Origin of the sequence: Desulfobacula toluolica Tol2, from assembly GCF_000307105.1 — a bacterium.
In the GTDB taxonomy this organism is placed as follows: Bacteria; Desulfobacterota; Desulfobacteria; order Desulfobacterales; family Desulfobacteraceae; genus Desulfobacula; species Desulfobacula toluolica.
The window spans coordinates 1,420,502-1,443,040 of sequence record NC_018645.1 but is presented as its reverse complement, the minus strand read 5'-3'; the positions used below and the strand labels follow the sequence as shown (position 1 = coordinate 1,443,040).

At 41.1% G+C, this 22,539-nt stretch carries 16 protein-coding genes; 14 read left to right on the top strand and 2 right to left on the bottom strand.

The features are described from left to right. Positions 1 to 2: 2 nt before the first annotated feature. The 14 genes from TOL2_RS06555 (at position 3) to TOL2_RS06490 (ending at position 18,162) form a co-directional block, all read left to right on the top strand. Positions 3 to 320, top strand: coding sequence for a hypothetical protein (locus TOL2_RS06555; RefSeq protein WP_014956726.1), 318 nt, complete (start codon positions 3 to 5; stop codon positions 318 to 320). Then, the gene (locus TOL2_RS06550) at positions 320 to 2,053 is read left to right on the top strand and encodes a peptidoglycan D,D-transpeptidase FtsI family protein (protein ID WP_014956725.1); all 1,734 of its coding nucleotides are present in this window, start codon (positions 320 to 322) and stop codon (positions 2,051 to 2,053) included. The genes TOL2_RS06555 and TOL2_RS06550 overlap by 1 nt, the downstream gene beginning before the upstream one ends. Further along, positions 2,050 to 5,013 carry a UDP-N-acetylmuramoyl-L-alanyl-D-glutamate--2,6-diaminopimelate ligase gene (locus TOL2_RS06545; RefSeq protein ID WP_014956724.1) on the top strand — a complete coding sequence of 988 codons (2,964 nt, stop codon included), beginning with the start codon at positions 2,050 to 2,052 and terminating at the stop codon, positions 5,011 to 5,013. Before TOL2_RS06550 ends, TOL2_RS06545 begins: the two co-directional genes overlap by 4 nt. Before the next feature lie 22 nt (positions 5,014 to 5,035). Further along, positions 5,036 to 6,115, top strand: coding sequence for a phospho-N-acetylmuramoyl-pentapeptide-transferase (gene mraY, locus TOL2_RS06540; RefSeq protein ID WP_014956723.1), 1,080 nt, complete (start codon positions 5,036 to 5,038; stop codon positions 6,113 to 6,115). A 6-nt stretch (positions 6,116 to 6,121) separates the two neighbouring features. Beyond that, positions 6,122 to 7,477 carry a UDP-N-acetylmuramoyl-L-alanine--D-glutamate ligase gene (gene murD, locus TOL2_RS06535; protein WP_014956722.1) on the top strand — a complete coding sequence of 452 codons (1,356 nt, stop codon included), beginning with the start codon at positions 6,122 to 6,124 and terminating at the stop codon, positions 7,475 to 7,477. A 4-nt stretch (positions 7,478 to 7,481) separates the two neighbouring features. Continuing rightward, positions 7,482 to 8,597 (top strand): putative lipid II flippase FtsW, encoded by a 1,116-nt coding sequence (gene ftsW, locus TOL2_RS06530; protein WP_014956721.1) that lies wholly within the window; start codon positions 7,482 to 7,484, stop codon positions 8,595 to 8,597. After that, positions 8,594 to 9,700: an undecaprenyldiphospho-muramoylpentapeptide beta-N-acetylglucosaminyltransferase gene (gene murG / locus TOL2_RS06525; protein WP_014956720.1), complete on the top strand. Its 1,107-nt coding sequence runs from the start codon at positions 8,594 to 8,596 to the stop codon at positions 9,698 to 9,700. Before ftsW ends, murG begins: the two co-directional genes overlap by 4 nt. Before the next feature lie 4 nt (positions 9,701 to 9,704). Further along, on the top strand, positions 9,705 to 11,072 hold the full coding sequence (murC, locus tag TOL2_RS06520) for a UDP-N-acetylmuramate--L-alanine ligase (RefSeq protein WP_014956719.1): 1,368 nt from the start codon (positions 9,705 to 9,707) through the stop codon (positions 11,070 to 11,072). 9 nt (positions 11,073 to 11,081) lie between these two features. Further along, a complete protein-coding gene (gene murB / locus TOL2_RS06515) occupies positions 11,082 to 12,038 on the top strand; it encodes a UDP-N-acetylmuramate dehydrogenase (protein ID WP_014956718.1) in 957 nt (318 codons plus the stop codon). Beyond that, the gene (locus tag TOL2_RS06510; RefSeq protein WP_014956717.1) at positions 12,007 to 12,891 is read left to right on the top strand and encodes a cell division protein FtsQ/DivIB; all 885 of its coding nucleotides are present in this window, start codon (positions 12,007 to 12,009) and stop codon (positions 12,889 to 12,891) included. Before murB ends, TOL2_RS06510 begins: the two co-directional genes overlap by 32 nt. 1 nt (position 12,892) lies before the next feature. Then, entirely contained in the window at positions 12,893 to 14,119 is a 1,227-nt protein-coding gene (ftsA, locus tag TOL2_RS06505) for a cell division protein FtsA (RefSeq protein ID WP_014956716.1), read from the top strand. Between the two features lie 17 nt (positions 14,120 to 14,136). Then, positions 14,137 to 15,387 (top strand): cell division protein FtsZ, encoded by a 1,251-nt coding sequence (gene ftsZ, locus TOL2_RS06500; protein WP_014956715.1) that lies wholly within the window; start codon positions 14,137 to 14,139, stop codon positions 15,385 to 15,387. A 3-nt stretch (positions 15,388 to 15,390) separates the two neighbouring features. Beyond that, positions 15,391 to 17,064 (top strand): radical SAM protein, encoded by a 1,674-nt coding sequence (locus tag TOL2_RS06495; protein ID WP_014956714.1) that lies wholly within the window; start codon positions 15,391 to 15,393, stop codon positions 17,062 to 17,064. 177 nt (positions 17,065 to 17,241) lie between these two features. Further along, on the top strand, positions 17,242 to 18,162 hold the full coding sequence (locus TOL2_RS06490) for a manganese-dependent inorganic pyrophosphatase (protein WP_014956713.1): 921 nt from the start codon (positions 17,242 to 17,244) through the stop codon (positions 18,160 to 18,162). Between the two features lie 209 nt (positions 18,163 to 18,371). Here the strand turns inward: TOL2_RS06490 and TOL2_RS06485 are convergent, their stop codons facing one another. Both TOL2_RS06485 and TOL2_RS06480 read right to left on the bottom strand, forming a co-directional pair. Next, on the bottom strand, positions 18,372 to 20,333 hold the full coding sequence (locus TOL2_RS06485) for a hybrid sensor histidine kinase/response regulator (protein WP_014956712.1): 1,962 nt from the start codon (positions 20,331 to 20,333) through the stop codon (positions 18,372 to 18,374). A 56-nt stretch (positions 20,334 to 20,389) separates the two neighbouring features. Continuing rightward, entirely contained in the window at positions 20,390 to 22,462 is a 2,073-nt protein-coding gene (locus TOL2_RS06480; protein ID WP_014956711.1) for an FAD-dependent oxidoreductase, read from the bottom strand. Positions 22,463 to 22,539 lie beyond the last annotated feature (77 nt).

Here is a 22,539-nt window from a genome sequence, read left to right as displayed (position 1 = left end):
TAATGACATTAAAAAACAACATACACAGAAAGGCTGATCAAATACAAAAGGCCGGATTCCACTGGATTATCATCATTTGCCTTATTTTCTGTGAGCTTTTGGTTCACACCTGGATCAGGACGGAATCCACCCATACTATTTTACGGGTTTCCAAAGCACAGGGTGAGTATTCAAAGAAAATTTCTTATCAAAAGGCCCTGTCTGTTGAAAGAGACAGACTCAAATCAGACGATCGAATTACAAGGATTGCAAAAACCAGGTTGAGCCTTTCAACACATACCTTGGACCAAACCATTTATCTTTCAGGGGAAGACGGTTAATGTCAAATGATTTTAACACAGATATGAAACACAGAATCATTATCGTTCAAATTCTGATCGTTGCATCAATTTTCTTTCTTGGAGCAAAATCCTTTGATATTCAGATTTTTAAGGCCAAAGAACTGACCCGAAAAGCTGAAGACGATTATTCAAGACATTTCACAATTCACGGGGAACGAGGACAGATTCTGGACAGAAGCATGAACAAACTTGCCACCAGCATTGATGCTGTCTCCATTACAGCCTGTCCTTTAAAAATAAAAAACCCGAAAGATGCTGCTGAAAAAATTTCCAACATATTGGATATCAATCAAAAAGAACTTCAAAACACCCTTTCATCCAAGCGTACGTTCGCCTGGGTGGCCAAAAAAATTTCCCCGGATCAGGCCGGTCAAATTCGGCAATTAAATTTGACGGGAATTTATTTTGAAACTGATTCTAAAAGATTTTATCCCAACAGGACTCTTGCAGCACAAGTCATAGGGTTTACAGGTGCTGAAGATTCCGGTCTTGAGGGCCTTGAGTTCAAGTATGACTCTGTTATGAAAGGCAGTTCAGCGAGAATAAATATGAAACGGGACGGAAATGGAGGCAACCTTGATCTTGACAAGAAAAAAAGAGTTGAATTGAGAGGAAACTCCATTGTTCTGACAATTGATAAAAAAATCCAATTTTTAAGTGAGAAAACCCTTGAAAAAACCGTAATGGCTCACCGGGCAAAATCAGGAATAGCCTTGGTGATGAGGCCTCAAACCGGTGAATTGCTTTCCATTGCACATTTTCCAAAATTCAACCCAAACAATTTTAAAGAACATGACAGATCAGTCTTCAGAAACCGCGCCGTCACCGATGCGTTTGAGCCGGGGTCTGTCATGAAGGTCTTTACTGCAGCTGCCGCACTTGAAAAGGGTTTCGAACCACAATCCATCTTTTTTTGTGAAAACGGAAACTATAAAATCGGAACATTTACCATTCATGACACCCATCCCCATGACTGGCTTTCCATCAACCAGATCATCAAGTTCTCAAGTAATATAGGTGCTGCAAAAATTGTACAAACAATTGGAAAAAGATCCTTGCACAACCATCTTGTGGCTTTTGGATTCGGGGATAAAACCATGGTTGGATGTCCAGGAGAGACATCGGGCAACCTGAGCCCATATCGAAAATGGTCTAATATTGATGCCGGTGCCATATCTTTTGGCCAGGGCGTTTCTGTTTCCGCCATACAGCTGATCTCCGGTATCAGCGCCATTGCAAACGACGGGAACCTTATGAAACCCATGTTGATAAAAAAAATCATATCCAACACAGGAAAAGATATAAAAGTGTATCACCCTGAAAGAATCAGACAAGTAGTATCCTCAAAAATTGCCGGGCAGGTCAAAAGAATGATGAGCCTTGCCGTAAAAGAAGAAGGTACAGGCACAAAAGCAGCCATGAACGGATATTCGGTTTGCGGCAAAACAGGAACAGCTCAAAAAGCCATGGAGAAACGCAAAGGATATTCAAAAAGAAACTATATCTCGGTTTTCGGGGGGTTTGCACCACAGGGCAACCCTGAACTTGCCATTCTGGTGGTTGTAGATGAACCCAGAAAACAATATTATGGCGGGGATGTGGCAGCTCCAGCCTTTAAAAGCATTATGGCTGAATCCTTTAATTATTTAAATATACCCCCTGAAAAAAGCAAGAATATGATCGCCTTATTATCAAGCGGAGAAAAAACTTGAAACTGTCTGCTCTGATCAAAGATTGTTCACTGACTGCAGCTGATCCTTTTGAGGACATGGATATCCATGACCCGGATATTTTTTTCATCTCTTCAAACTCCAAACAGATCAGGCCCAACGGACTGTTTATTGCCATTAAAGGATTTGAGGCTGACGGGCACGATTATATTGAACAGGCATTTGAAAAAGGGGCTGCGGCTGTTATTGCCCAAACCAATCCGAAAAATATAAATAATGTTATACTGGTTGAAAACACGAGGCTTGCCATGGCCTCCATTGCAGCCAATTTTTACGGCAACCCGTCAAAGGACCTGACCCTTGTAGGCATCACCGGAACAAATGGAAAAACCACCACCACCTGGCTTCTGGAAAGTATTTTCAAGGCCTGCGGATTTTCAACCGGTGTCATTGGAACCATAAATATCCGGTACAATGATCAGACTTTTGATACCCCTGTAACAACTCCTGATTCCATTGATCTTCAAAAAAACCTTTATAACATGAAACAGGCCGGTGTAACCCATGTCATCATGGAAGTTTCCTCCCATGGACTTGACCTGAACAGGGTGGACTTCTGCCGGTTTGATGCCGGGGTATTTACAAACCTGACCCAGGATCACCTGGATTATCACAAAACCATTGATGCCTACTTTGACTGCAAAAAAAGATTTTTCACTCGGTTTCTCGGGTCAAACGGAAAAAACGATGCTCCTGCCATCCTGAACATTGATGACCCCAAAGGAGAATCCTTATTCAATTCTCTTGCCTGTCCAAACCTTGCTGTCAGCACAAAAAAAAAAACAGATATTTTTGCACAAAGTGTCAAAGACGATATCCATGGGTTGTCAGGAACCATTTGTCTGCCCGGCGGTTCATTCAACTTAACAACATCGCTTACCGGCAAATTTAATCTGGAAAATATTTTATGTGCTGCCGGTGCTGCCCATGCCTTGAATATCAAACTTGAACAGATAAAAAAGGGGCTTGAAAACTGCCCTGCCGTTCCGGGCCGGCTGGAAAAAATCAATACCCCGATCGACAGGTATATATTTGTCGATTATGCTCACACGCCTGACGCACTTGAATCCATTCTGACCACGCTCAAACAAATGGCCCCCAAAAGAATTATCACTGTTTTCGGATGCGGTGGCGACAGGGACCGTTCAAAACGTCCCTTAATGGGTTGCATTGCCTGCAAAACAAGTGACATTACCATTATAACCTCTGACAACCCGAGATCCGAAAACCCTGATGAAATTATAAATGATATTTGTGAAGGGTTGGACACTTTTGATAAACTTTCTGAAAACGATCTTTCATTTGATCCGTTCAAAAAAGGCTACATGGTTGAAGTTGACCGAAAAAAAGCTCTTAAAAAGGCTGTATTCATTTCAAAACCAGGGGATATAATTGTTGCTGCGGGAAAAGGACACGAAACCTATCAAATTACCAATACAGGCACCCTTCACTTTGATGACAAAGAAGAACTAAAGAACTCCGCCATTGAATTTGCAGACCAATTCACCCCGATTGCATGGAAAACAGAAGATCTGTCCCGTGCATTGAATACAGATCCTGTTTTTTCAAACATAAAAAAAAATCATAGTTTTAGCGGAATCTCCACTGATTCAAGAACTATTGCTCAAACCCATATTTTCCTTGCACTTAAAGGAGAAACTTTTGATGGACATATTTTTATTAAACGCCTTATTGATCAAGGTATAAAAGGATTTATCACCCAAAAAGGATTTGTTGATACTCTTGATCAAAACACTCGAAAAAAAATTTTTCAAAGCAGTCTGATTATTTTTGAAACCAGGGATACCTTAACCGGCTTAGGACAGCTGGCCCGATATCAAAGGCTGCGCTCAAACGTCAAATTAATTGCAATTACAGGTTCCAGCGGAAAAACAACCACAAGAAAAATCACCCAGGAAATATTTAAAACCCAATATCATACCCACGCCACAACTGGTAATTTTAACAATGAAATCGGTTTACCACTGACTCTTTTAAATCTTTCCCATGCTCATGAATGGGCTATCGTGGAAATGGGCATGAACCATCCGGGTGAAATCTCCAGACTGAGCCGGATCGCACTTCCCGATATTGCCGTGGTAACCAATACCGCAGGAGTTCATCTTGAAGGACTTGGCAGTGTTGAGAATGTGGCAACTGCCAAGGCGGAAATTTTTGAAGGCATCCGTAAAAACGCAACCGCAATCCTTTTTGCGGATGATCCAAGGCGCTGCATCCTTGAAGCAAAAGCCAGGGAAAATAACGCCATAAAAACAGTTCTCTTTTTTGGCTCAGGATATGATGCAGACTTTCAATCTGCTGATATTAAAACCTTGGCAGGTTCCACCCAATTTACCGCCAAATTTAACGATCAAAAAATTGCCTGTTCAATCAACTCCCCTGCCCTGTTTATGGTGGATAATTGTCTTGCGGCAATTTGCGCCGCCAGCATTGCAGGCATTTGCAGGAAAGGTATAAAAAAAGGACTCCGGGCCTTTACCCCGGTATCCGGCAGGATGAATATTTTCAGGCTGTCGGATTCCATCCATATGATTGATGACACATATAATGCAAATCCGGCTTCCGTCACCCAGGCCATAAATACCCTGCAAAGAGTCAGTGCCGGCAAAAACAGCATTGCCGTTCTCGGGGATATGCTGGAACTTGGAACAAAATCCGACAGGCTGCATAGGCAAATCGGACTAAAAATCGCTCTATCGGGCATTTCCAAATTATTTGTTTTCGGAGACCAGACAAAGCACATGATAGACGGTGCAGTTGAAAACGGATTTTCAGAAGACAATATATTTCACGGATCAAAAGATGAAATAGCCCGAAAAATATTGGAACAGTCAGACCGGGAAACCTGGATTCTTGTAAAAGGGTCAAGGGGTATGGCCATGGAAAACATCATACAAAAACTTCAAACACTATTAAACTAAAGGGGCTGTAAGGCGAAAACGTATGCTCTACGAATTTTTATATCCATTCCATATTGATTACACATTCTTGAATATATTCCGATATATTACATTTAGAACAATTTACGCAGGTCTGACTGCGTTTTTGATTTGTTTTCTTTTCGGACCCTTTGTCATTAAAAAACTTTCCCAAATGCAGATCGGTCAGATCATCCAGACCGATGGGCCCCAATCACATATGGGAAAACAAGGCACGCCGACCATGGGCGGTATCCTGATCCTTTTTTCCATCTTCACCACAACAGTGATCTGGGGAAACCTGACCAATCACTATGTAAACATACTTCTTCTAACCCTGATACTTTTCGGATTGATCGGATTTATAGATGATTATCTGATGCAGGTAAAAAAAAGAAACATGGGATTTACGGCCAAAGGCAAATTTTTGATTCAAATAATATTTGGCTTTATTATCAGCTATCTTATCTATCTCTGCCCTGATTTTGATTCCAGCCTGACGATTCCGTTTTTAAAAGATATTTCCCCGGACCTGGGAATCTGGTATATTCCTTTTGCCTGCCTTGTCATCGTTGGCACATCCAATGCCGTAAACCTGACCGATGGGCTTGACGGCCTGGCCATTGGTCCCTATATAGTTGCCAGTGTCACTTATATGTTCTTTGCCTATGTTGCAGGGCATATCCAGATCGCCGACTACCTTCATGTCCGGCATATTGCCTCTGCCGGTGAAATAGCGGTTATCTGCGGAACCCTGGCAGGCGCAGGATTAGGATTTCTATGGTTTAATGCCCATCCTGCCCAGATTTTCATGGGCGATTCAGGGTCCATTCCTCTGGGCGGTATTTTAGGAACCATTGCCATTATCACAAAACAGGAAATCCTGCTGCTGATTGTAGGAGGAATCTTTGTCATTGAAGCCTTGTCAGTCATCATTCAAGTTGGCTATTTTAAACTGACACATGGAAAAAGAGTGTTTAGAATGGCCCCCCTGCATCACCATTTTGAACTTAAGGGCTGGCATGAATCAAAAGTGATTGTGCGGTTCTGGATTGTCTCCATTACCCTGGCATTACTCTCGTTGAGTACATTGAAAATAAGGTAAATGACAATGAAAACAAAAACATCACCATATTTTCTGATCATCGGTCTTGGAACTTCAGGACTTTCCATGGCCAAATTTCTCAGCTCCAGGGGCAAGAACGTAGTTGCCACAGATATTGACGCAAGCAGAAGCCATGTTGCAAAACAACTCAATGCCCTTGGCATTAAAACTCAAATCGGTTTTCACAACCAGGAAACCTTTAACAGGGCCAAAGTCATGGTTCCAAGTCCAGGTATCCCTTTAACCAATAAATTTATTAAAACAGCGGCAGACAATGGTGTTGGCATAACAGGCGAACTGGATATTTTTTCCCGGTACAATGATCTTCCAATAATTGCCATTACAGGCACAAACGGCAAAACCACGACCACAACCTTAATCGGCGACATGCTCAAGGCCTGCGGCATGAATCCTTTTGTGGGAGGCAATATCGGAACTCCACTGGTTGATCACTTGATGGACAAAAAAAACACGGATATCATCGTGGCTGAAATTTCAAGTTTCCAACTGGATCTTGCAAAACGGTTCAAGCCTGATGTGGGCGTGCTTTTAAATATCTCAGAAGATCACCTGGACAGATACGATAGTTACAGCGCATACAAAGATTCCAAATGGCGCATATTTAAACACCAGGACGCTTCCGACAAAGCAATAATAAATCAATCAGTCAATGAATTTGATAAAAAGTCCCAAAAACTTAAGTCCATGATTTTTGCATTTTCATCACAAAAAAGCATTCAGACACAATGGGGTGCCAACATCGGTTCAGACACCATTGATATTATCACAAAAAATGTGAGCCACAAGATAAAAGCAGCTCAAGTCAAAGGACTTCAGGGCCGTCACAACAGGGAAAATATTGCTGCAGCCGTTCTTGCCTGCCTTGGCGCTGGTGCGAAAATGAGTGGTATTTTAAAAGGATTGAAAACCTTTAAAAATCTTGCACATAGAATTGAATTTATTAAAACCATTAACGGAATTTCTTTTTATAATGATTCCAAAGCCACCAATACGGATGCGGTCATCCGGGCTCTGGAGTGTTTTGATAACAATATTATTCTCATTTTGGGAGGAAGAGAAAAAGACACGGATTTTTCCTTACTGATTAAGGCTGTGAAACAAAAGGTTAAAACCATTGTTGCCATTGGCGAATCCAAAACACACATTAAAAACACATTTGAAACTGTCTGTATAGTAAAAAAGGCCCAAACAATGAACCATGCCGTGCAAAAAGCTTTTGATTCTGCGGCAAAAAACGACATTATCCTTCTCTCCCCGGCCTGTGCAAGCTTTGACATGTATGAAAACTATGCCAGCAGGGGAGATGATTTTGTAAATTGTGTAACCCGGCTTGGAAACTAATAAAATGGCGGAAAAAATAAAAACCATACATCCGTTTTTCAGTGAAGGAAAAGTTCTTTTCCCAGTTCTTCTTCTTTCAGGGATCGGCATAATCATGGTGTATTCCGCAAGCTCCGCCATCAGCATGGAAAACCACAACTCAGCAATTTACTATATGCAAAAACAGTGTCTTTTCTTTGGCATAAGCTTGTGTGCAATGTTTATCACAGCCTCTTTGCCTTATAATCTTTATAAAAAATTTTCATATCTCATCTTTTTTTTTATCATTGCACTCCTTGTTGCTGTACTTGTTCCACAACTGAATATGAAAGCCGGCGGAGCCAACCGGTGGCTGAACCTTTGGGGGTTCACGTTCCAACCGGCTGAATTGACAAAATTATTGCTGATTCTTTTTCTTGGATATTCCCTGTCCAAAAAACAAGAAATGATAAAATTGTTTTTCATTGGATTTTTTCCCCACGCTCTGCTTTTTTCTTTTCTTGCCGTTTTAATTATTTTCCAGCCTGATTTTGGAACCATTGTGGTATTGGGACTGATCACATGGGGAATGATGTTTATTGCAGGGGTCAAGATCATCCACCTGTTATCACCTACACCTTTACTGATCCCGGTGATTTATTTTTGGGTGTATAAAGTTGAATATCGTATGGAAAGAATTATGACTTTTTTAAACCCATGGAATGATCCTTCTGACGCAGGATACCAGGTCACTCATTCTTTAAAGGCATTTGGTTCGGGCGGCATTTTTGGAAAAGGCCTTGGACTTGGAATGCAAAAAATGCACTATCTTCCGGAACCCCACACAGACTTTATTTTTTCAATTATCGGAGAAGAATTCGGATTGGCAGGTGTACTGACGGTTCTATCCTTGTACTTGGTTTTATTATTAAAAGGGATTGATATCGCCAAAACATCAGACACTGCTTTCGGGGCCATCACTGCTTCCGGAATAACCATTTATATCGGGATACAGGTTATCATCAACACTGGGGTCGCCTTAGGGGCACTTCCCACAAAAGGGCTTACCCTGCCGTTTATCAGTTACGGGGGAACATCACTGCTGGTTAATATGGCTGCCATGGGAATTTTAATGAATATAGGGGCATCGCAAAAAAAATGAATAAACCGTTTAAAATAATCATTGCCGGCGGGAAAACAGGCGGGCATCTGTTTCCGGGCATTGCCGTTGCCCAAGCCCTTGAAAGACTACATGACAATGTAGACGTTCTTTTCGTTGGAACAAACGCCCCATTTGAAGTTCAGACCCTTGAAAAATATGGATATGCCCACAAGAGTATCATCTCAAAACCAATTAAAGGCAGCAGTATTTTCAGAAAAGCATTTTCAATCGGTATTCTTCTGGTTTCCCTGATACAGGCCATGATGATCATGAAACGCATAAAACCAGATTTTGTTCTTGGTGTGGGGGGGTTTTCTTCTTTTGCGGTTGTTCTGGCTGCCTGGTGCATGGGCATTCCAACCGCCATCCAGGAACAAAACGCCATCCCTGGTTTGACAAACCGCTTGCTATCAAGATTTGCCAAAACAATTTTTACCTCTTTTAAAGAAACAAAGGGACTGGTTGGAAACAAAAAAGTAAAATATGTCGGCAACCCTGTTCGACAAACAGATTCCGTTGAATCTGCAACCAGCCTGACTTCAAATAATTTTAATCCGGACAAAATCACTCTTCTTGTCACAGGCGGAAGCCAGGGGGCTGCCAGTATCAACAAAGCCTTTATGGATGCTCTCGCCATGATGAAAAATACAGACCGGTTCAATATTATCCATCAAACCGGCATAAATGATGAATCCGCTATTCAGCAACAATATGATGACCTGAACATCAAAGCAACTGTCAAAGCTTTTTTTCATAACATGCCGCAACTTTTAAAGATGGCTGATCTGGCCATCACAAGAGCTGGTGCGGGAACTGTTTTTGAACTTTGTATCATGGGTCTGCCGGCCATTCTGGTTCCTTTCCCCCATGCAGCCGATGACCATCAAACCTTTAACGCTATGGCGCTTGAAAACCATGATGCAGCCGTAATGATCAAGGATAACGAACTGACTGGACAAACCCTGGAAAAAACTATACAAGGCTTGGTTGGTGACAAAAGCAGGCTTGAACGCATGGCGAAAATGCTAAAGCGCATTGCAATTGCCAATGCTGATGAAAACATAGCAAGTTGTATTTTAAAAACAAAGGAAATTAAAGTCTAAATTAATGTATCAAAAAAATTACCATATCCATTTTGTCGGAATCGGCGGCATAGGCATGAGCGGAATTGCAGAACTTCTCTTACATCTTGGGTACAAGGTGTCCGGGTCTGATCTGAAACTTTCCCCCATTACCCGGCGGCTTGAAGAAAATGGCGGAATCATTTTCCAGGGTCACAGCAAGGAACAAGTGGCAGGTGCCAGCGTGGTAGTTACCTCGTCAGCCATTTCCCGTGAAAATCCGGAAGTGATTCGAGCAAAAGAGCTGTCTGTTCCCATTATCCCGAGAGCTGAGATGCTGGCTGAACTGATGCGAATCAAATATTCCATTGCCGTATCAGGTGCCCATGGCAAAACATCAACCACCTCCATGATTGCCCAGATCCTCAACACGGCGGGCTTAGATCCTACAGTAATCATTGGCGGCCTTCTCAAAGGACTTGATACCAATGCACTGCATGGCAAAGGAGAGTATATCATTGCCGAAGCAGACGAAAGCGACGGCTCTTTTTTAAAGTATTCACCGGCTATTGCAGCAGTCACCAATATAGATCTTGAACACCTTGATTTTTACAAAGACATTGAAGATATTAAAAATAATTTTGTTCAATTCATCAACTCTGTTCCCTTTTATGGTCTTGCCGTTCTATGTCTCGACAATGAGCATATTCAAGATATTCTTCCCAGGATAAATGTTCGGTATACCACCTATGGCATGACAGCCCAGTCTGATCTGCAGGCAAGAGAAATCTTTTTTCATGGCAGCAAAAGCATTTTCCAGGTATTTTACCATGAAAACCACTTGGGAGAAATAAGCCTGAATCTTGCCGGGAGCCATAATATCTCCAATGCGCTTGCAGCAATTGCCACGGCACTTGAACTTAACATCCCCTTTAAAACCGTCAAAGAAGCCTTGGAACAAATTGAGGGGGTAAAAAGACGGCTTGAGATCAAAGGCAAAAAAAAAGAAATCATGGTAATGGATGATTACGGTCATCATCCAACCGAAATCATGGCAACCCTTACAGCGATAAGGAAAAGCTATAAAGACAAACGCTTGATTGTTGTATTCCAACCCCACCGGTATACCCGTACCCAGGGATTGTTTCATGAATTTACCAGATCCTTTTATCAGTCTGATATCCTGATTGTACTCCCGATTTATGCTGCAAGTGAAAAAAAAATCAAAGGGGTTGATGCACAACATCTATGCAAAAGTATCATGGAGCATGGGCATAAAGATGTCTCTTATGCTCCTGATTTTACACAGGCACTATCAATGATTACACACAAAGTAAAAAATAATGACATTGTACTGACACTGGGTGCAGGGGATATCTACACCCTTGGAGAAACATTAATTGACATATTGTAACGGCAACGAATGATGGAAAAAAAACATTCAAACTTGCCTGAAAGGTTTGACCTTCTGGCCAAAAAATTTGATCTTCTGATTGATGAGCCCTTGAAAAATCACACCTCTTTTAAGGTTGGAGGCCCTGCAGATCTTCTTGCTCTGCCCAAAGACAAACAGGAGTTGAAACAATTATTAAAAGAAGCATCAAATCTTGATATCAGCGTTACCCTGTTTGGGGGGGGCACAAATATTTTAATTACTGATAAGGGGATACGAGGTCTTGTTATAATCACAAGGTGTTTAAAATCTAAAATCCGTATAATTGAAACAAATATTAATGAAAAAGCCCTTTATGTCGAGGCAGGGGAGCGGTTATCAACAATCTGCCGGTTTGCCATTAGCCATTCGCTTTCAGGACTTGAATTTGCAGCGGGAATCCCTGGAACCATAGGGGGGGCGATTATAATGAATGCGGGAACAAGCACAGGTAATATCTCAGATATTATTCAATCCATTGATGTGTTGAATCAAGATACCCTGAAAATTGAAACTATTGAAAAAAAAGATCTTGATTTTTCATACCGGCATCTCAATCAGTCCGGAATTATTGTTGCAGCAAAATTAACCTTAAAGAGCGCAGATCCCCAAAAAATAGAGGCAACCTTTCAACACAACCTGAATCATAAAAATGCAACACAACCGGTTTGCTTTGCAAGTGCCGGATGTTTTTTTAAAAATCCTGACAATGGAATGTCTGCCGGAGAACTGATTGAAAAATCCGAACTTAAAGGCATGAAAATAAACGATGCCATGGTATCCCGGCTTCATGCAAACTATATTGTAAATACAAACAATGCCCGATGTGAAGATATCCTGTTATTACAACAACAGATTCAGGATACCGTACAAAAAAAATACCAAATCAAACTGGAAACAGAAGTGAGGATGGAAGGTGAACAAGAAAATAAAACCAAACAGGTTTAAACCTGAAAACAGAGAAGAGGAGGCATTTCAGTCCGACTCAGGGGCAGGCATTGATTTTTGCCTCAAATGCATCCTGACCGTGGCGTTTATAAGTGTCTTAAGCCTTGTATCCATCTTTGTGTATGATTTCATTACCCAGTCAGACTTTTTTAAGATTAAAACGCTTGAAATTTCAGGCACAAAGCAGGTTAAGAAACAAGACCTTCTTAAGATTGCTGGCTTAACCGGTGAAGAGAATATTTTTGAAATCAATGTGTTTTCCATTGAAAAAAGCATTGCTTCCCACCCCTGGATTCAGTCTGTTTGTGTAAAAAGAGAGCTGCCGTCCGTTCTTTTTATATCTGTTATTGAGCAAAAAGCTCTGGCCATTGTAAAAATTGAAAGCCTGGCAGATATTTTAATTAACACCCGGGGCAGACCGTTTAAAGAATATGAACCTTCAAAAGACCCCATTGAAAATCTACCGGTTATTTCCGGAATTGGCCTGGCAAATGAAAACGGCCAATATGTATTCAGCGGCCCGTTGTTCAACTCCATAATGGATTTTTTAAAAACAGATGGTATTATAGGCAATGTCCATCAGATAAAAGCGGATAAAAACACAGGCCTTGCCATTGAATCCAATGATATTTACAACCCTATACCATCTGAAAATCACGGAACCATTCACATCAAACTAGGATTTAACAATTTTAAAGCAAAGCTGAATAAAGCAAAAAAAATAAGCGGGTATATTGATAAAAACTATCCTGAGAGAATAATTTGCGACATGGATCTTTTTAATATTGAAAAAGTATTTATCAAAACAAAACTCAACGAAGCTCTGCACAACAATTTAGAAAAGGGGGTTTGATTTGCAGGGAAATGAAAAAATAATCGTGGGCCTGGATATCGGCACAACAAAAATTGCCGCTGTTGTCGGGGAGATGTTTGAAAACGATATCAACGTGATTGGTTTCGGTTCCCATCCCTCCACCGGACTTAGGAAAGGCACGGTTGTAAATATAGAATCAACTGTTGACTCAATAAAAAAAGCGGTTGAAGAGGCGGAAATAATGGCTGGGTGTGATATCTCTTCCGTTTATGTGGGCATAGCGGGAAATCATATCAAAGGGCTTAACTCCCATGGGATTATAGCCATCAAAGGCCGTGAAATAACAAAGCAGGATGTTGAACGTGTCATTGATGCCGCAAAAGCAATTGCTATTCCCACAGACAGAGAGATTCTTCATGTCATCCCCCAGGAATTTATTGTGGATGACATGGAATCCATTCAAAATCCTGTGGGTATGACAGCAATCCGGCTTGAAGCCAAAATTCACATTGTCACAGGTGCTGTATCATCTGCCAGAAATATTGTTAAATGTTGCAACAAAGCAGGCCTTGAAGTTTGTGATATTGCCCTTGAATCATTGGCCTCCGGTGAAGCCGTTCTAACGGATGAAGAAAAGGAGCTCGGATGTCTCATAGCAGACATGGGAGGTGGGACAACAGATCTTGCCATTTTCAAAGATAACAATTTAAAATTCATCTATGAACTCACCCTGGGAGGACACAACCTGACCAATGATATTTCCATTGGCCTTCGAACACCGTTTCCGGAAGCTGAAAAAATAAAAATTCAACACGGAACCTGTGTTCCGCAAAATGTAAAAACCGGCGATACAATTGATGTGCAGGCTGTCGGCGGAAGAGCCCCCAAAAAACTTTCCAAGGGGATTCTGGCTGAAATTCTTGAACCAAGGGTAGAAGAAATTTTTTCTCTTTTAAAAAAAGAGCTGTTCTCCAACGGACTTGAAAATTCATTCCCTGCAGGCTTTGTCCTTACTGGTGGAAGCGTAGTTCTTGACGGTATCGCTGAAATTGCCGAATCTGTTTTCAACGTACCTGTAAGGATCGGCGAACCAAATAAAATCGGCGGACTCAAAGACATTGTCAGAAACCCTTCCTATGCCACAGGTGTAGGGCTTGTACTTTTCGGTTCCAAGGCAAGCTGTCAAATAAATCTTAAGGAAATAGACACTCAAGGTTTTATCGGAATATTAAACAGAATGAAACAGTGGTTTAAAGATATAATTTAATTTTTAGGGAGGTTGAGATGAGTTTTTCTTATGTGGAAAGCGATAATTCAGCAAAAATTAAGGTTATTGGTGTTGGCGGTGCAGGTGGAAATGCGGTAAATAACATGATTGATGCCAAACTCCAAGGTGTAAAATTCATTGTTGTAAACACAGATATCCAAGCACTTGACGCATCCAGGGCTGAAATAAAGATTCAAATCGGAAAAGAACTGACAGAGGGACTTGGCGCAGGCGCTGATCCAAACAAAGGCCATGACGCTGCATTGGAAAGCATGGATGAACTGAGGGAAGTTTTAGAGGACAGCCATATGGTTTTTATTACGGCCGGGTTTGGCGGCGGTACGGGAACCGGTGCTGCACCTGTTATTGCTGAGATCTGCAAGGAGCTGGGGATACTGACAGTGGCGGTGGCTTCCAAACCATTCTCCTTTGAAGGCAAAAAAAGAGAACGACAGGCCCTTGAAGGTCTTGAAAAGCTTCACGGAATTACAGATACAGTAATTACAATTCCCAACGACCGCCTCAGAGGAATTGCTCCCAAAGGTGCTAAAATGGTGGATATGTTCATTAAAGCGGATGAAATTCTTCACCATTCCGTAAAGGGTATTACCGACCTGATTATGATGCCCGGCCATGTCAACCTGGATTTTGCTGATGTCAAGACTACCATGCAGAAAGCCGGCAAGGCTTTGATGGGTATCGGTATTGCCTCCGGGGAAAACCGTGCGGTTGAAGCGGCCGAAAGAGCAATTTCTCATCCGCTTCTTGAGGATATCTCTATTTCCGGTGCAAAATGCGTGTTGATGAATATTACATCCAGTTCCGATCTTACCCTTGATGAAATGACGGAAGCATCTGACCGGATATACCAGGAAGTAGGCGATGATGCCGAAATCATCTGGGGACAGACCTTTGATGATTCACTGGGAGATGAAATGAGAATCACGGTAATTGCTACTGGTATTGATTCTAAAGACTCCAAAATATCCAATACTATCCGCCAATTTGATCCTCCGGGCCAACCCGGTACATATCAGCAACCGGGAGTTGCAGCCCAGAATGTTATTCAACCGGTTGAACCAATTGTCAGAGGACAATTAAGACACCCGACCCAACAGGAACTTGCAAACTGGGATGAAACAAACAATCCTGTCATCATAAAAAACAAACAAGCTGTGGACGACGAAAACGTCCATAATTACCGCACAATGCCGTTTGACCACGATGACCTGGATGTTCCGACATTTCTCAGACGAAAAGCTGATTAATAAATGAAAAAACGGCTAAAACAGCCCCGGAATTATGGCTCAGAAAATGAAGTAATTGAACAAGGGGCCATTATTAAAAAAGGCAGAGGGCTGATAAAAACCGCCCTTGTCTATCCCAACTCTTATAAGGCTGGTATGTCATCATTAGGGTTTCAAACCGTTTACAGGATTGCAAACCAGATACATACAGTAGCGTGTGAAAGAGTTTTTTTATCGGAACCGGGGCAACGGAACGTACAGCGACCGAAAAGTCTTGAAAGCGGATTAAGCATTGACCAGTTTGATATTATTTTGTTTTCAATATCATTTGAAAATGATTTTATACATCTTGTTCAGCTACTTGAAGAAGCAGAGATCCCATTGAGATCAAGCAATCGAAACCACACCCACCCCCTTGTAATTGCAGGGGGAGTCGTCTGTTTTTTAAACCCTGAACCGATTGCTCCTTTTATAGACTGTTTTCTTCTGGGGGAAGCAGAATGCCTGCTGGATTCTTTTTTTGATGCGTTTTCAAAAAAAATCGACAAAAAATCTTTCTTAAAAACCATGGAAAAAAGAATACCAGGGGCCTATGTCCCCGCCCTTCACACACGGGAAAGCCCATTTCAAATCAAGGTGCAATACCTTGAAAATCTTGACATGGTTACGACCAGTACCAGTATTCTGACTTCCGGCACCGCGTTTAAGGATACCTTTCTGATTGAGACACTTAAAGGCTGCCCCCACGGCTGCAGGTTCTGCAGCTCGGGATTTATATACAGACCTCCTAGAATTTATCCTGCAAAAAATATTTATGCTGCAATTGATAAAGCTGTGGGAAAAACAGATAAAATAGGATTTGTCAGTTCCGCTATTGCTGATCACCCGGATATTAAAAAAATTTGCAACTATGGACTGAAACACAATTTCAAATTGTCGTTTTCATCACTCAGGGCAGACAAGCTATCTGATGAACTTATTGGTGCTATGTCAAACTCAAAAGTTAAAACAGCCACCATTGCCCCGGAAGCCGGATCGATACGAATGCGCAATATTATTAATAAAAATATTGATGAACACGATATCCTTTCGGCCACCCAAAGGCTTGTCAATTCAGGAATTATTAATTTAAGGCTCTATTTTATGATAGGACTGCCATTTGAAGAGGATCAGGATGTTCACGCCATAGTGGAATTGACTAAAAAAATCAAATCCGTTTTTCTTGAAACATCAAAAAAAAAGAAAAAAATCGGAACCATCACCTTGAGTGTCAACCCGTTTATTCCCAAACCATCCACCCCTTTTCAATGGGCAGCCATGGAGGATCAAACCGCATTAAAACACAAAGTCAACATTATCAAACAAGGCTTAAAAAAGATCCCCAATGTCAAGGTGAATGTTGAATCTCTGAGAAAGGCAAAAATTCATGCTTTGCTTTCCCTTGGTGATCAAAAAACTGCGGATATAATTGAATCAGCCTTAAAAAAAGGCTGGACATCGGCCATAAAAGTAAACAGCGCCTATTGCCATTCGATTATCCATCAGGAAAAATCTGTTGAGACCCCCCTTCCATGGGACTTTCTTGACAATCGAATAAAAAAACAGTTCCTTGCCAAAGAATTTGTAAAGGCAAAACAAGAAAAAAAATCCCCCCCCTGCCCAATGATTGACTGCAAAACCTGCAAAAAATGTATTTAAAAAAAGAATTGACTTTGATGAATGAATTTTAAAATTTTCCTTGTTTATCTTGCCAATTAATTCTATAAAATATTGCGGTTTTTGAATGGGTATTAAAAAAATTAAAACCATAAGATGATCATAATTGTTTAAGATCATCAGACAATAAAAATAATAATAAAAATTTTAGGAGGTTTTATGTCAACTTTAGTATTTGGTCACAAAAATCCAGATACGGATTCAGTTTGTGCAGCAATCGCACTGGCAGATCTTAAAAAAAAACTTGGTGAAGATATTGTTCCTGCAATGCAGGGAGCATTGAATCCTGAATCTACTTTTGTACTTGAAAAATTTGGCGTTGCAGGCCCTGAGGTTGTTACATCATATGCTGGAAAAGATGTATATCTTGTGGATCATTCCGATCTTGCTCAGAGTCCTGATGACCTTGGCGAAGCCAATATTCTTGGCATTGTCGATCACCATAAACTCGGCGATGTCACTACCGGACAGCCGCTTGAATGCTGGATCTGGCCTGTTGGCTGCACTTGCACGGTTATTGCGTCCATGTACAACTATTTTGACGTTGAAATACCAAAAGATATCGCCGGCATCATGCTGTGCGCTATTCTTTCAGATACAGTGATTTTTAAATCCGCCACATGCACTGACGCAGATAAAAAAATCTGCGCACAGCTTTCTGAAATCTGTGGTGAAAGTGATCTGGAAGCCTTGGGAATCGAAATGTTCAAGGTAAAATCTGCTGTAGAAGGCACACCGATTCGCGAACTTGTTTTCCGTGATTACAAAGATTTTAACATGAGCGGAAACGGCGTTGGTGTAGGACAACTCGAACTGGTTGATCTTTCCATTGTTGACGGTATCAAAGCAGATCTTGAAAAAGATATCCAGGCACTTAAAGACGAAAAAGGTCATCACAGTGTATTCCTTATGCTGACGGATATCATGAAAGAAGGCACGGAGCTGTTGATTGCTTCCGATGATGCTTCTGTTGTGGAAAAAGCATTCGGCGTAGCTCCTGCTGATGGAAAAGCCTGGTTGCCCGGTATTATGAGCCGCAAAAAACAGATCGTTCCTGATCTTGAAAAAACATTTGGCTAATCACTGCCACAGGTATGCCTGGCCATTTTCTACAGCTATTTGGTTATATTAGGTTTGCCCACAAACAAATATGAAAGTCTTTGTTTAAATTTTTCAAGATTTTCATATGAAAAACAAAAAAATTAAAAGGGGTTGGAAGCACATCTTCCAACCCCTTTTAATTTTTAACAGCCCCTCATTACTTTAGGATATTAGAAGCTGTAAAATATCTATAAACTTTTCACCGGGATGCTGAACACCTCATTGAGTTTTTCAGACAATGTTGTTATATCAAATGGTTTGAAAATAAATCTATCGCAACTGTGCTTCATCATTTTTTCAATTTCAGATTCCCGGCTGTAGCCTGAAGATATCAGTACTTTTATTTCAGGATCAATTTCTCTGATTTTTTCAAAGGTCTCCCGGCCATTCATTTGAGGCATAATCATATCCAAAATAATAAGGTCTATTTTTAAATTTCCGGTTTTCAAAATCTCAATCGCCTCACTACCGCTTGAAACAGCATTGACTTGATATCCAAGGCTTTCCAACATCTCTGAGCATACTTCAACCACCCCTTTTTCGTCATCAACCAATAAGATAGACCCCTTCCCGCTGAAAATTATTTTATTTTCTTCAGGATCTTTACAAATGTTGGCTTTAGTTTTCTCGGCCGGCAGAAAAAACATGAAAGAGCTGCCTTTTCCGGATTTACTTTCAACTTTGAAGATTCCCTTATGACTTTTAATAATTCCATAGGCGGTGGCAAGTCCAAGCCCTGTACCCTGCCCCCTGTTTTTTGTTGTAAAAAAGGGATCGAAAATTCTGGGTATAATCTCATCATCCATTCCTATACCGGTATCTGATACAGTAACCTTTACATATTTACCAAAATTTTCAAACCCGCAGTCATCCATAACAATATTTTCAGATTTGATTGTAATCTTACCACCATCCGGCATTGCCTGCCATGCATTTACAAAAAGGTTCAGCAAGACCTGTTTAATCTGCCCTTCATCAACTATTGTACTCCATAAATCTTTTTCCAGGTATTGATTAATTACAATATCTTTTTTGGTTCTGCCGAACATTTTTGCAGACATCTTTAAAAGGTAATTCAAATTGACAGGACCGGTTTCCTGATATGTTTTCATTGAAAACCCTAATAATTGCCTGGCCATTTCAGCACCATTGAAAACATACTCATCAATATTAGCAAGCCTTTTATATTCTTCACTGTCACAGTCAAATCCACTTCTCACAAGAGAAGCGTAACCCTGAATACCCATAAGAATATTATTAAAATCATGGGCTATTCCTCCGGCCAGGGTTCCTATGGCTTCCATCTTCTGTGCCTGCCGCAGCTGGTCTTCAAGACTTATCCTTTCCGTCACATCCCGGGCAACTGCGTATACACCATTGAACTCATCTCTACCATGACCTGCAGGCAAATGCATCGGCGTAGCTTTGAGTTCCATAAAAGCAAAGGATTCGTATGGATCAGACCATAAATTTCCTGTTTTTGCTTTTTTGAACCTGAAATGCATAAATTGACCGCCATTAATCTGCTGTTCATATTTTTCAAACCTAATCAGGTCAGCTGCTTTTGAAATATCTCCATTGTGAAGAATATCTTTAAAACGGGTTCCTAGCAAATCCTCACTTGAAAAATCCAGCAATTTTTCAAACTGATGATTTACAAATGTGAAACAACCATCCTGATCCAGAGTAAAAATAAGATCAGGAGAATTGTTCACCATGTATTCATATTGTTTCTCAGATGCTTCAAGTCTTGCACATATAGCTTTTTTATCGTTAATTAATTTCTTTTGAGCAAGTGCGTTTGTTACGGTTTTTATCAAATCCGCATATTCAAACGGCTTTTTAAGATAATCCCAGGCACCTAATTTAAGAGCCTTGACAGCAGATTCAATGGATGCATATCCTGAAATAATAATAATCAAAACATCTTCATCAACTCCTAAAATATGCTCCATGACATCATACCCGCTCTTTCCGGGCATATTCATATCAAGCAATACAAGATCAAACTTCTGTTGTTCAAAAATCCGTATTGCTTGATCTCCGTCATATCCTCCTACCGTTTGAAAACCTTCTCTCTTCAAACAAAAAGAAATATTTTCAACAATCCTTTTTTCATCATCCACAACAAGTATCTGCTCTGATCTCATATATTATCCGAATCTGAATTAAAGGGTTAGAGGCAATATTTTTTTAAAAAAAATGCTTATCCGACTATTTTTGATTTTTCATAACAGACAAGACCGCATCTCAGGCATCTGGCAGCTTCTGCCTGGGCCTGTTCGGTTGAGAACCCGGTTGAAAAACCGGTTGAAACCCGGCCCCCCCCCGCAGAACCTTTTTGCTCTTTATTCAATTTAATGATGTTTCTGGGCAAAACATCCACATTTTTAAGCACTGTAACATCCTGAAGAATTGATTGATCTGTAATAAAATTGGAAGATTCTTGAAACTTGATGCCATACATCAAATTATGCATAGCAGCCGCCGCTTTTCTGCCTCCATTGATAGATGCCACAGCAGAAGGATATTCACTGATCACATCCTGACTTGAAAGCAATCCCAATTCCATGTTTGTATCAGGTTTTTTTTGCAGTTCAACACCTTCCCAGACCAAAGGCCCTATCTTTTCCTGACCGTTTTGTGGATGATCAGTCTCATCATCTCTAACCGGCACAAAGACCAGTTCCGGAAATCTTCCGGAAGCAATGAACAGTGTATCTGCATCAATCATCTGTTTTTCACCCGTATCAAGAGCTGCATATTCAATTGCCGTCAAGTTGCTTTCTTCACCGACAACTCTTGTGACTCCTGCATTATATATAATAGTTGCACCTGCCTTGGCCAAAATATCAATGGCTGCAGGATCAAAAGAGGAGTCTTCGTGCTGTTTTCTTGAAACAATTGTAATTTTATTTGACCCGCTTTGTTTTAACAACTTCACTGCATCCGGCACCCTGATTCCGCCACCGGCAATCACAACATTTTTTCCCAAAGGAATTGTGATATTTTTATCAGATTGACTTCTTAACAAATCAATCAACAAATAGGCCCCGGGAAAAACGGTTTCCGCCTGATCGACACCTCCCCTGGCAAGCCTGGAATCCCAGCCACCTGTGGCTGTAAACACAGCATGAAATCCTTGTTTTAAAAGTCCGTCAACTGTAAAATCCTTACCTGCTTTAACATGGGTTTTGACAGTCACGCCCATTTCTTTTATTCCTTCAATATCCCAGTCAAGCACATCCTTGACCAGTCTTTCCCTTGCAATAGCCTTACAAAGGATTCCTCCCAAGGCATCGGTTGCCTCGAATACAGTTGGAGAATGCCCAAGTCTTGCCGTAAAATAAGCGGCTGACAATCCCTCAACACCACCGCCGATAATGGCAACCTGTTTGTCTGTTGCAGGTGCTTTATAAGGCAATATCCGTTTGTTCTGATTCATTTCATAATCACAGACAAAGCGTTTCAAATCATTGATGGCAACCGATTCATCCTGTAGAAGTCTTCTGCATTTAAACTCACAAAGGGCTGGACAAATCCTTGAAATAACTGTTGGAAAGGGATTTCTTTCTTTAATGACCTGAACAGAAGCCTCATAATCCCCCTCCCGGATCAAACGGATATATTCTTTGATATCAATACCAGTGGGACAAGCCCTCTGACAGGGTGTCACACATTCTTCCGTAGTGTACTCTCTCATTATCCGTCGGGTAACTGATGTGAGCCGGATAATATTTTTAGGACATATTCTCTCGCAGGCACCGCATCCAGTGCATTTTTCCTGATCAACTTTAGGCAACCCGTCACTGCCTATAGACAACGCTCCGAACATACATGCTTTCACACAGCTTCCAAGTCCCAGACACCCGATCCGGCAGACCTTCATCCCACCAAACAATAATGCTGCAGCCCTGCAATCGGTTATACCCAGATAGTCATATTCCATGTCTGCATCATCCTTGCCATAATAGCACCCGGGTCCGGCAAATTCAGGTTCCGTATCTGAAACCGACACGCCCATTATCTGTGCAATTGCCATTGCAACATCATCACCGGCAGCCACACAGGAATTCACACCGGAAAGTCCATTGACGATAGCCTCTGCATTGGCATTACACCCCGGATACCCGCATCCGCCGCAATTGGCTCCCGGCAGGGCATCATCAATGGCAACAACCTTTGGATCTTCATAGACATAAAATGCTTTAGAAGCAATCACCAAAGCCGTACCAATAGCTACACCCAAACCACCCATCATTAAAACAGATTGAAACATGACCCTATCCTTATATTTTGTATTTTCATCAAATCGTTTTAATCTCAAAATACCCTTTACTGTATAACCCTTTGGAA

What these genes read in the sequence shown, in the direction of transcription:
- TOL2_RS06555 (WP_014956726.1), top strand. Translation starts at nt 3, where the DNA reads ATGACATTAAAAAACAACATACACAGAAAGGCTGATCAAATACAAAAG.
- TOL2_RS06550 (WP_014956725.1), top strand. Translation starts at nt 320, where the DNA reads ATGTCAAATGATTTTAACACAGATATGAAACACAGAATCATTATCGTT.
- mraY (WP_014956723.1), top strand. Translation starts at nt 5,036, where the DNA reads ATGCTCTACGAATTTTTATATCCATTCCATATTGATTACACATTCTTG.
- murD (WP_014956722.1), top strand. Translation starts at nt 6,122, where the DNA reads ATGAAAACAAAAACATCACCATATTTTCTGATCATCGGTCTTGGAACT.
- ftsW (WP_014956721.1), top strand. Translation starts at nt 7,482, where the DNA reads ATGGCGGAAAAAATAAAAACCATACATCCGTTTTTCAGTGAAGGAAAA.
- murG (WP_014956720.1), top strand. Translation starts at nt 8,594, where the DNA reads ATGAATAAACCGTTTAAAATAATCATTGCCGGCGGGAAAACAGGCGGG.
- murC (WP_014956719.1), top strand. Translation starts at nt 9,705, where the DNA reads ATGTATCAAAAAAATTACCATATCCATTTTGTCGGAATCGGCGGCATA.
- murB (WP_014956718.1), top strand. Translation starts at nt 11,082, where the DNA reads ATGATGGAAAAAAAACATTCAAACTTGCCTGAAAGGTTTGACCTTCTG.
- ftsZ (WP_014956715.1), top strand. Translation starts at nt 14,137, where the DNA reads ATGAGTTTTTCTTATGTGGAAAGCGATAATTCAGCAAAAATTAAGGTT.
- TOL2_RS06495 (WP_014956714.1), top strand. Translation starts at nt 15,391, where the DNA reads ATGAAAAAACGGCTAAAACAGCCCCGGAATTATGGCTCAGAAAATGAA.
- TOL2_RS06490 (WP_014956713.1), top strand. Translation starts at nt 17,242, where the DNA reads ATGTCAACTTTAGTATTTGGTCACAAAAATCCAGATACGGATTCAGTT.
- TOL2_RS06485 (WP_014956712.1), bottom strand. Translation starts at nt 20,333, where the DNA reads ATGAGATCAGAGCAGATACTTGTTGTGGATGATGAAAAAAGGATTGTT.
- TOL2_RS06480 (WP_014956711.1), bottom strand. Translation starts at nt 22,462, where the DNA reads ATGTTTCAATCTGTTTTAATGATGGGTGGTTTGGGTGTAGCTATTGGT.